The following is a 9,445-nucleotide window of genomic DNA, read 5'->3' as shown; positions in this document are numbered from 1 at the left end:
GTGTAAGCGTTGTGAGGCGTTGAGCTAACTTGTACTAATGACTCGTGAGGCTTAACCATACAACCCTGATGGGTTTTATGAGTTAACTATGTTTCTTATAGAAACCAGAATTAGAATAAAGCACTTAATGTAGTGTGAACTCAATAAAGAATTTCAAGCTTTCCGAATTTACCAAATTTGTCTGGAAACCATAGAGCTGTGGCACCACCTGAATCCATTCCGAACTCAGAAGTGAAACACAGTATCGCCGATGGTAGTGTGGGGTCTCCCCATGTGAGAGTAGGTCATTTCCAGGCGCCTATTTAAGTCGAAAAGCCACCTGCATAAGGTGGCTTTTTTGCGTTTGGTATTTATAAGTTTTCAACGTTGATTTCCATAGCCAATTTCAATGTGGGCAGGTGGTTTTCCACTTAAGCACGTACGTGCAATGCTTACCCCGATGTCGACCCGCCGCTGAGCGGGCTCCCCCGCTACGAAGGCAAGCTTCTCCGCGTTCATGCAAGCCTGAATACTGCGTATTCAAAACAGCTTACTTTCACCCCCATGTGAGAGTAGGTCATTTCCAGGCGCTAATTTATTCTCGAAAGAGAAGCGAGAAAGCCCGCTACGATGTAGCGGGCTTTTTTCGTTTTTGTCTGGAAAGGTGACCGAACTAACATGGGGAAGTAAAAAGTCCGAACGTAGTGAGGCTCAATACCCATGTGGAGTAGGGTGAAGCCCTTGTGCTTATCAAACGAAGTTTGATGCATGGGGTGAACGCGGAGAGCTTACTCGAAGCTGGCCATTTCCAGGCGCCTATTTTACTCGCTAAGAGTAGTGAAAAAGCCACCTACTCTTATATGATAAAAGCAGGTGGCTTTTGTGTACAGGAAGTACTTATCCTCGAATGCTATGGATGGTATAGGAGAGGAGTTGCGTTTGGGCGTTTGTAAAATATTGAACGCTAACTTATCTAGAATACAGCTACCCGTTAAGGTGACTGCTTCACTTAAAGTAGGTATAAATGCCTCCCCCCTACGTCAACCCGTCGCTGAGCTTGGCCAGAAACTGCATCCATGCGTTTCTGGCATCCGGCACTTCCGTGTGCCTTGCCTCCAGCTTCGTAACAAGTTACTTGCACTTCAAAGCCCTTGAATGCGCTGCATCCAAAGCAGGGCTTTTCCGCCCCTATGTGTTCGCTGCGCGAACTAATTCGTTCATTTCCAGGCGCACTCTAAATTTAACGGTGAAGAAGCCATCTTATTTAGGTGGCTTTTATTGGGATAGGCTCAGAACTTCTTATAGGTGATTTAGTGACGGTGATGTTTTATATCTGCTTTCTGCTCTTCGTTTCTCGCTGCAGCGTAAAATCTTATTCACATTGAGAGTGCAAATAATCACAATTGATTATTGCTATTGGGGCTTAGCTTTCATAGTTTAGCAGCAATGACGTCGCTAATGGCTCAACTATAGATCTCACGCTATGTGATACGTAAAGGATTGTCGAATGAAGCTAGAAATGATTTGTACGGGTGAAGAGATATTGGCTGGCCAGATAGTCGATACTAATGCTGCATGGTTTGGTAACACAATGATGGAGCATGGTATCGAATGCCAAAGGCGTGTGACCGTTGGCGATCGTCTAGAAGATCTGATCTCTGTATTTAAAGAGCGTAGTCATGAGGCCGATGTCATTTTGGTTAATGGTGGTCTAGGCCCGACAAGTGACGACCTTTCTGCTGAAGCTATGGCACTGGCTAAGGGGGAGGCCTTGGTTGAGAGCGGAGTTTGGCGAGAAAGGTTAGAAGAGTGGTTTACCCGTAACGGTCGAGTTATGGCGCTAAGCAATCTTAAGCAAGCGCTGCTGCCAGGGTCTGCCATTATGATTGATAATCCTGTAGGGACAGCTTGTGGTTTCGCAGTAAAACTTAATCGAGCATGGTTGTTTTTTACTCCAGGTGTACCATTTGAATTTAAACAGATGGTCAACGAGCAGTTTATTCCTTTTATCAAGCAGCGATTTGAAATTGCAGGTGATGTAGCATTAAGAAAATACCTTACTTTAGGTCAAGGGGAATCATCCCTTGCCGACACGCTTGAGAAGATAGATCTTCCAAGTGGGATCACCATTGGTTATCGCTCTTTTATGCCCCATATAGAGATCAAACTATTCGCTCGAGGAGAAGCTGCCATTGCTCAACTTGATACAATTGAAGCGCAAATAAAGTTCTTGCTTGGCAATGCTATTGTTGCTCAAGAAAAGAAAAGCTTAGCAGAAGAAATTCATTCTCTAATGCTCGACTCTGGTCGAAGCTTAAGTGTTGCCGAGTCTTGCACTGGCGGCATGCTCGCAAGTCAATTGATCGATTTCTCTGGAAGTTCATCTTATTTAGATCAAGGTTTAGTCACCTATAGCAATGAGTCTAAGGTACGAGTGCTTGGAGTCAAGCCTGAGACGTTAGATGATCATGGAGCGGTCTCTATAGCGACAGTAGAGGAGATGGCGATCGGAGCAAGGGCAATACTCGATAGCGACTTTGCGCTTGCGACAAGCGGTATTGCAGGCCCAACAGGTGGTACCGATGATAAGCCTGTAGGAACGGTTGCTATTGCTCTCGCGACTAGGGGAGGAGTCTACAGTCAGATGATCAAGCTTCCAAGGCGCTCTCGTGATCTGGTGCGTAGCTTAAGTACGGCAGTAGCGTTCGATATGCTAAGAAGGGAGTTATTAGGTGAAGCCGTTATCGTCGATTATGGTTCGATAGGTCGCTTCCAAAAATAGCACTTTCAAAACGACTCATTTAAAATAACAAAAAGGCAGGAACATTTGTTCCTGCCTTTTTAGCTTTAATGACAAGCTAACGCTATCAAGCTAATCTTCAAACACCAACACAAGTTTGCCCGGCTTCACTTCAATGCGCTTGGTCATATCGGCAATCAGTGCCTGATTAGACTCTTTGGTATCGAGTACGTATACAGGTTGAGTTTCTAAAAACTGAGTTAAAAACCCCATAAGCTGCGGTGCAATAGAACCAATGGCTTTTTCGATATCCTGAGGTTTTGACTCTACTTTAACTAATTGCAGATTACGCAGGTGAACGCTATTGTTAGTTGCGTCGTACCAAGGCTCTGCTTCAAACTCCGTGATTAAATTGGCGTTTATCGGCATCAATGGGTTTCTCACCTTGACGATAGTAACCGCAGATACCGCCATGGTATCTGGCTTTTCGCCTAAGGTAACCTCGATGTCATTTACGCGCAGATCAACACCAAAGATTTTGTTGCCTTGTTTTACTTCAAAATGCATTTCATCGTTAAGGTACGTTTCTAGCTCTTTTTCTGTGATGCTGTATTGACTGACACAGCCAGTCAATAACAGCAAGGCGCTAGCAAGCGCCACTTTTAGTAATTTCATTAACCTGTATTTCTCATTCCTGCGGCAACACCAGCGATGGTTAACATCAATGCTAGCTCAACATTTTGAGAAGATTGCTCCTCCCGACGTGTTCTTGCGAGTAGCTCTGCTTGAAGGAAGTTTAGTGGATCAATATAAGGGTTTCTCAGTTCAACAGACTCACGGTTCCAAGGGGTGTGCGCCATTAGGCTTTCTGCTTGAGTCAGCTCTAATACAGCCTCAACCCCTGTAGCTAAACGCTCTCTGAGTTGTACACCGAGGTGATGTAGCTCTTTCGGCACTAAACTAGTCTCGTAAAACTTAGATAAGTTAGGCTCTGCTTTAGCATAGACCATTTCTAACATAGAAATACGAGTTGTGAAGAATGGCCATTGTTTTTCCATCTCTTGGAGCAATGACAGTTCGCCTCGCTCGCTAGCGGCTTTCAGTGCTTCACCTGCACCTAACCAAGCAGGAAGCATTAAGCGGTTTTGTGACCAAGCGAAGATCCAAGGGATCGCGCGTAGACTTTCAATACCACCATCTACTCTACGTTTTGCTGGACGGCTACCTAGTGGTAGTTTTCCTAATTCTACTTCTGGTGTAGCTGCACGGAAGTAAGACACAAAATCAGGTTCTTCACGCACCATAGCGCGATAAGCTTGTACAGAATCGCTAGCGAGGCGTTCCATGCATTCACGCCACTCTGGTTTCGGCTCTGGTGGAGGCAGTAATGTCGCTTCCATTACCGCTGAGGTATAAAGCGCAAGGCTTTGTACGGCAAGTTTTGGTAGGCCGAACTTAAAGCGGATCATTTCACCTTGTTCAGTAACTCGAATGCGACCATCTACAGAACCTGGAGGCTGAGATAAAATCGCTTGGTGAGCTGGTCCACCGCCGCGACCAATTGTGCCGCCGCGGCCATGGAATAAAGTCAGCTTGATATTGGCTTCCTGGCTGATGGCAACGAGCTTTTCTTGCGCTGTGTACTGTGCCCAAGCGGCGGCCATTACACCGGCGTCTTTAGCCGAGTCAGAATAGCCGATCATGACCTCTTGAATACCTTTGGTGTAACCTCGATACCAATCGATAGCAAACAGTGCTGACATACAGTTAGACGCATTATTTAAGTCATCTAAGGTTTCAAATAGCGGCACTACGCGGATCGGATGTGGGCAGCCAGTTTCTTTAAGTAGTAACAGTACTGCTAATACGTCTGATGGTTGGCTTGCCATTGAGATAACATACGAGCCCATTGCTCGTGCCGGTTGGCTTGCGACAAGTCTGCAAGTTTTGACGACTTCTTCAACCTCAGCAGAGGCTTGCCAATTGGCTGGAATTAATGGACGTTTGCTTGAAAGTTCACGCAGCAAGAATGATTGCTTTTCACTTTCATCCCAGTGAGCATAGTCACCCATGCCTAGATAGCGTGTCAGCTCGGCAATAACATCGGCATGACGCTGGGCATCTTGGCGTACATCGAGTCGCAGCATATGAATACCGAAACAAGCGATACGACGTAGCATATCAAGTAGTAAGCCGTTAGCAATTAGGCTCATGCCTTGGTCACATAGGCTCTTGTAAAGCATCATTAAGGGATCTTTTAGATCGCTTTCATGCCAAATAATGTCTTTTGGATTAACGTCCGGTTGATGACCTTCAAGTTTTGCATTGAGGTAATCAATGGTTGTTCTCAGCTTTTTACGCAGATCTCTAAGCACATCGCGGTAAGGCTCACTGCTATTATTGGTGTAGGCTAATAGCTCTTCATTAGCGCCTTCCATCGAGAGTTCGTTAACCAGTAACACTACGTCTTTTAAGTATAGGCGTGCCGCAGTGTGGCGGTTTCTATCGAGCACTTCTTGGGTAACGGTTGAAGTGACAAATGGGTTACCGTCACGATCTCCACCCATCCAGCTTGAGAATCTGACCGGAGCGATATCGATAGGTAATTGAGTATTAGTACGCTCTTCAACCTGTTGGTTAAGCTGACGTAAGAAGTCAGGGATTGCTTGCCATAATGAGGCTTCAATTGTGCTTAGCCCCCAGCGTGCTTCGTCGACTGGCGTAGGGCGCTCATTACGGATCTCATTGGTATGCCAAATTTGTGCAATTAACTGACGTAGGCGTAGGTGATGCTGCTTTTTCTCTTGCTCTGTTAGTTGGGTATTTTCTAGAGCTGTGAGTGAGTCGATGACTGCTGAATACTTTTGAATCAAGGTGCGACGAGAGATCTCGGTCGGGTGCGCTGTTAGGACAAGATCTATATCTAGCGTCTTGAGGCTGTCGAGTACTTTCTCCTGATCTATTTTTCCACCTAGCATGCGGCCAAGTAGTTGCTCTACAGGATCTGGTACACAAACTAATTCATCACAATTGCGGCTAATGGTATGGAATTGTTCGGCGATATTCGCAAGGTTCAAAAACTGATTAAATGCTTTAGCGAAAGGAACTAGCTCATCATCGCTCAAAGAGGAGAGTAAAGTCAGCATCTCTTCACGAGCAGCATCATCGCCTTGGCGTGAGCTTTTTGCTAGATGACGGATCTGCTCAATTTTATCTAGGAACGAATCATCAAGATCGGTTCGGATTGTGTCACCTAAAATCTGCCCTAAGGTTCCAACGTTAGACCTTAGCGAGGCATACATGTCTACCATACGTGCTCCATATCGGTAAGCTAATCGATCACAATACCTAGCAGCTTAGAGCTAGGCAATGGCCGAGATTAAAATATCCTGCTTGAATAGGCTTTATACCACTTTTTAAATATTTCATCTTATAGCTAGTATTCAATTTAGCCCATAAACATACGATAAATAGCGATTTATTTTATACAGGCCTGATAAATCAGTTTTTTCAAAAGATCTTTGGTGCGTTCAATATAATCAAGATCCAAAAATTCATCGGGTTGATGTGCTTGTTCAATACTGCCAGGGCCAAGTACTAAAGTTTGGCAACCTAACTGGCTAATGTAGGGGGCTTCTGTGGCATAGTTCACCACTTCAGGTTGGCTCTCACTCAACTCAGCGACAAGCTGGGTCCAACTGCCGTCTTTGTTATCTGCAAAAGGTTCAGATCCAGGATATAAGGGCGCCACATGAATACTTCCAGGGTATTGGCTGCATATTGGTTCAAGGTAGTTGGCAACCATCAACTCTAAATCCTGTAGCGCTAGCCCTGGGATTGGACGAAGATCGATATGTAGATCGCAACAACCACAGATACGGTTGGCTGCATCTCCGCCGTGGATATGACCGAAATTCATGGTTGGGTAAGGTACGCTAAAGGCATCTTCTCGATAATTATCAGTTAAGTGTTGTTTGAGCTTTAGTAGTTGGCCAGTCACTAAGTGCATCACTTCGATAGCGTTGAGTCCTTTTGCCGGATCTGATGAGTGGCCGCTACGGCCAGTAACTCTGATCCCTTGAGTTAAATGTCCTTTATGCATATACACAGGCTTTAGGCTAGTTGGCTCGCCGATAATGGCATAATCAGGTGCAATCGACTTAGCTGCAGCAAATGCTTTAGCGCCATTCATGGTCGTTTCTTCATCGGCACTGGCTAAGATATGCAGTGGACGTTTAAATTTGTCCATCGGTAACTCTTTTAGTGCTTCGAGTACTAAAGCAAAAAAGCCTTTCATGTCGCAGGTGCCTAAACCGTACCAACGGTTATCTTTTTCAGTTAACAAAAACGGATCTTGGCTCCAACGTCCTTCATCGAAAGGTACAGTATCTGTGTGTCCTGCCAGAAGTAACCCTCCCTGACCTTGGCCAAAAGACGCCACTAAATTGTGTTTATTGCGTGTATTCGCAACGGGCACTGATTGGCACTGCATACCTAAATCGGTAAACCAAGTATGCAATAGTTCGATGACAGCCATATTGCTGGTATCTAGTTCGGCTTCGAGGGCGCTAATAGAAGGCGCCGCGATAAGCTGGCTAAAGCTACTCTTTATCTCTGGAAGTGTCTTCATTAAAAAATACCTAAATATATATTCAAATATATTGCATAATTAATTCTGCGTGTTAGTCTATCAAACAGCTAAGGCAACTACCACATTTCAATGGTCTGTTTAATGAGAGTATTTATGTTCAATCTGGTTCAGTTAATCATAGTTAAGGTTATTTATACCCACTTCCTGCGACGATAATCTTGTCATACATGGTGTTCAACCAGGGCTTAAGTAGTGCCCAATCTTTTTTTCGTTGTGTCATCTAATTTCAAGATTAAGGTTTTAAAGTCATAGACTATGAAGAATATAGCCATTATTGGCGCTAGTGGGTACACCGGCGCACAGATCACTTCTCTTATAAATGCCGAAGCGAATTTATTAATTCAAGGCCTTTATGTTTCTGAAAACAGCTTAGATAAAGGTAAGGCATTATCTGAGCTCTACCCGGCATATAGCCATATCTCACTCTGCCTTAATCCACTTTCGGAAGACGCAAAGCAAACCATAGTGGCCACTGCTGACGCCGTGGTATTAGCAACTGATCATGCTGTGAGTTTGCATCTAGCTGCTTGGTTCTATCAGCAAGGTTTAGCCGTATTTGATTTAAGTGGTGCCTACCGGTTTAGCGACGTAGCACAATATCCTAAGTGGTATGGTTTTACTCATGAATATCCACAAGTGCTAGCCGATGCCGTATATGGTCTAGCCGAGTGGAATAGCGATCAAATAGCAGCGAGTAAGATGATAGCCGTTCCAGGCTGTTATCCAACGGCATCACTTACAGCTCTGAAGCCTCTCTCCCATTTGTTAACCGATGTATTGCCTGTGATTAATGCGGTAAGCGGTGTGACTGGAGCGGGTAGAAAGGCTCAATTACATACCAGCTTTTGTGAGGTGAGCTTAACTCCCTATGGCGTACTCGCTCATAGACACCAGCCTGAGATTGCAACTCAACTAGGGCAAGAAGTTATCTTCACTCCTCATCTAGGCAACTTTAAGCGCGGGATCTTGGCTACGATTACGGCCAAATTGAAGCCAGGCACAACTCTTAGTGATATTCAGCAAGCCTATCAATGTTATGACTTAGCTGAGCTTGTCACGGTAAAACAAAATCAATTTCCAAAGGTAGATGATGTAGTACAAACACCTCATTGCCATTTGGGGTGGAAATTTGACGAGCAAACTGGATATCTAGTGGTGGCTAGCGCCATCGATAACTTAATGAAGGGCGCTGCTAGTCAAGCCGTTCAGTGCATAAAGATTCATTTTGGTGAGTAGGCTAAGTAACTGGTGTGGAGAATTGAGATGACACAAACAGATCTAAACAACACAGAACAAAATCCAGTTATGGTGCTAAAGGTCGGTGGGGCTTTACTGCAGTGTGAAATGGGTATGGCTCGTTTGATGGAGGCAGCCGCTAAGATAATTGCATCTGGCCAGCCGATTATCATGGTGCATGGCGGAGGCTGCTTAGTGGATGAGCAGTTGAAAGCCAATGGCATGATATCTGAAAAACTAGATGGATTACGGGTGACGCCAGAAGTGCAGATCCCTGTCATCGTCGGCGCATTAGCAGGTACCTCTAATAAGACGCTTCAGGCTGCAGCCATTAAGGCGGGCGTCACTTGCTTAGGTATGAGCTTAGCTGATGCAGGCATGATGAACGCCAAGGTTAAAGATCCCTTGTTAGGGCTGGTGGGTGAAGTTGAGCCAAAAGATGCCAGCTATTTGGAATATGTATTAGCAAAGGGCTGGATGCCAATTGTGAGCTCTATAGCCATTAGTGAACAAGGTGAGATGCTCAACGTGAATGCAGACCAAGCTGCAACAGCACTGGCGAAGTTAGTTAATGGTTCTTTAGTCTTACTGTCAGACGTATCAGGGGTTCTCGATGGTAAAGGGCAGCTAATTAATAGTTTAAATAGAGAACAGGTTAATGAATTAACCAAGATAGGTGTTATTGAGAAAGGAATGAAGGTCAAAGTGGAGGCTGCATTGGATGTTGCAGAGTCCATGGGGCAAGCCGTACAGATAGCCTCTTGGCGTCATGCACATCAGTTAATCGCATTATGCCAGGGTGAAGCCGTTGGCACACAGATCCAACCTTAGGAGACAAG

The 9,445-nt window shown here is 45.0% G+C and carries 6 protein-coding genes and 1 rRNA gene; 4 read left to right on the top strand and 3 right to left on the bottom strand.

Going from position 1 to position 9,445, the window contains the following annotated elements; all coding sequences use genetic code 11:
• The first annotated feature begins 180 nt into the window (after positions 1–180).
• Both rrf and Q1A86_RS17295 read left to right on the top strand, forming a co-directional pair.
• Positions 181–296 (top strand): 5S ribosomal RNA (gene rrf / locus Q1A86_RS17300).
• 1,190 nt (positions 297–1,486) lie between these two features.
• Entirely contained in the window at positions 1,487–2,761 is a 1,275-nt protein-coding gene (locus tag Q1A86_RS17295; protein WP_299809313.1) for a CinA family nicotinamide mononucleotide deamidase-related protein, read from the top strand.
• Positions 2,762–2,851: 90 nt separating this feature from the next.
• Here Q1A86_RS17295 and Q1A86_RS17290 read toward each other — a convergent pair whose 3' ends face one another.
• From Q1A86_RS17290 to argE, 3 genes are all read right to left on the bottom strand, one after another.
• Positions 2,852–3,394 (bottom strand): DUF1439 domain-containing protein, encoded by a 543-nt coding sequence (locus Q1A86_RS17290; protein ID WP_299809310.1) that lies wholly within the window; start codon positions 3,392–3,394, stop codon positions 2,852–2,854.
• Complete coding sequence (gene ppc, locus Q1A86_RS17285) at positions 3,394–6,030, bottom strand: phosphoenolpyruvate carboxylase (RefSeq protein ID WP_299809307.1); 2,637 nt, start codon at positions 6,028–6,030, stop codon at positions 3,394–3,396. The genes Q1A86_RS17290 and ppc overlap by 1 nt, the downstream gene beginning before the upstream one ends.
• Before the next feature lie 167 nt (positions 6,031–6,197).
• On the bottom strand, positions 6,198–7,349 hold the full coding sequence (gene argE, locus Q1A86_RS17280) for an acetylornithine deacetylase (protein WP_299809304.1): 1,152 nt from the start codon (positions 7,347–7,349) through the stop codon (positions 6,198–6,200).
• Between the two features lie 276 nt (positions 7,350–7,625).
• Here argE and argC point away from each other — a divergent pair, with 276 nt between their 5' ends.
• Positions 7,626–8,606: an N-acetyl-gamma-glutamyl-phosphate reductase gene (argC, locus tag Q1A86_RS17275; RefSeq protein ID WP_299809302.1), complete on the top strand. Its 981-nt coding sequence runs from the start codon at positions 7,626–7,628 to the stop codon at positions 8,604–8,606.
• 27 nt (positions 8,607–8,633) lie between these two features.
• Positions 8,634–9,437 (top strand): acetylglutamate kinase, encoded by an 804-nt coding sequence (gene argB, locus Q1A86_RS17270; protein ID WP_299809299.1) that lies wholly within the window; start codon positions 8,634–8,636, stop codon positions 9,435–9,437.
• The last annotated feature ends 8 nt before the right edge of the window (positions 9,438–9,445 follow it).

The organism is uncultured Shewanella sp. (assembly GCF_947497935.1).
GTDB lineage: Bacteria > Pseudomonadota > Gammaproteobacteria > Enterobacterales > Shewanellaceae > Shewanella.
Note: the sequence above shows the minus strand (reverse complement) of the source record. Positions and strands in the feature narration are given on the sequence as shown.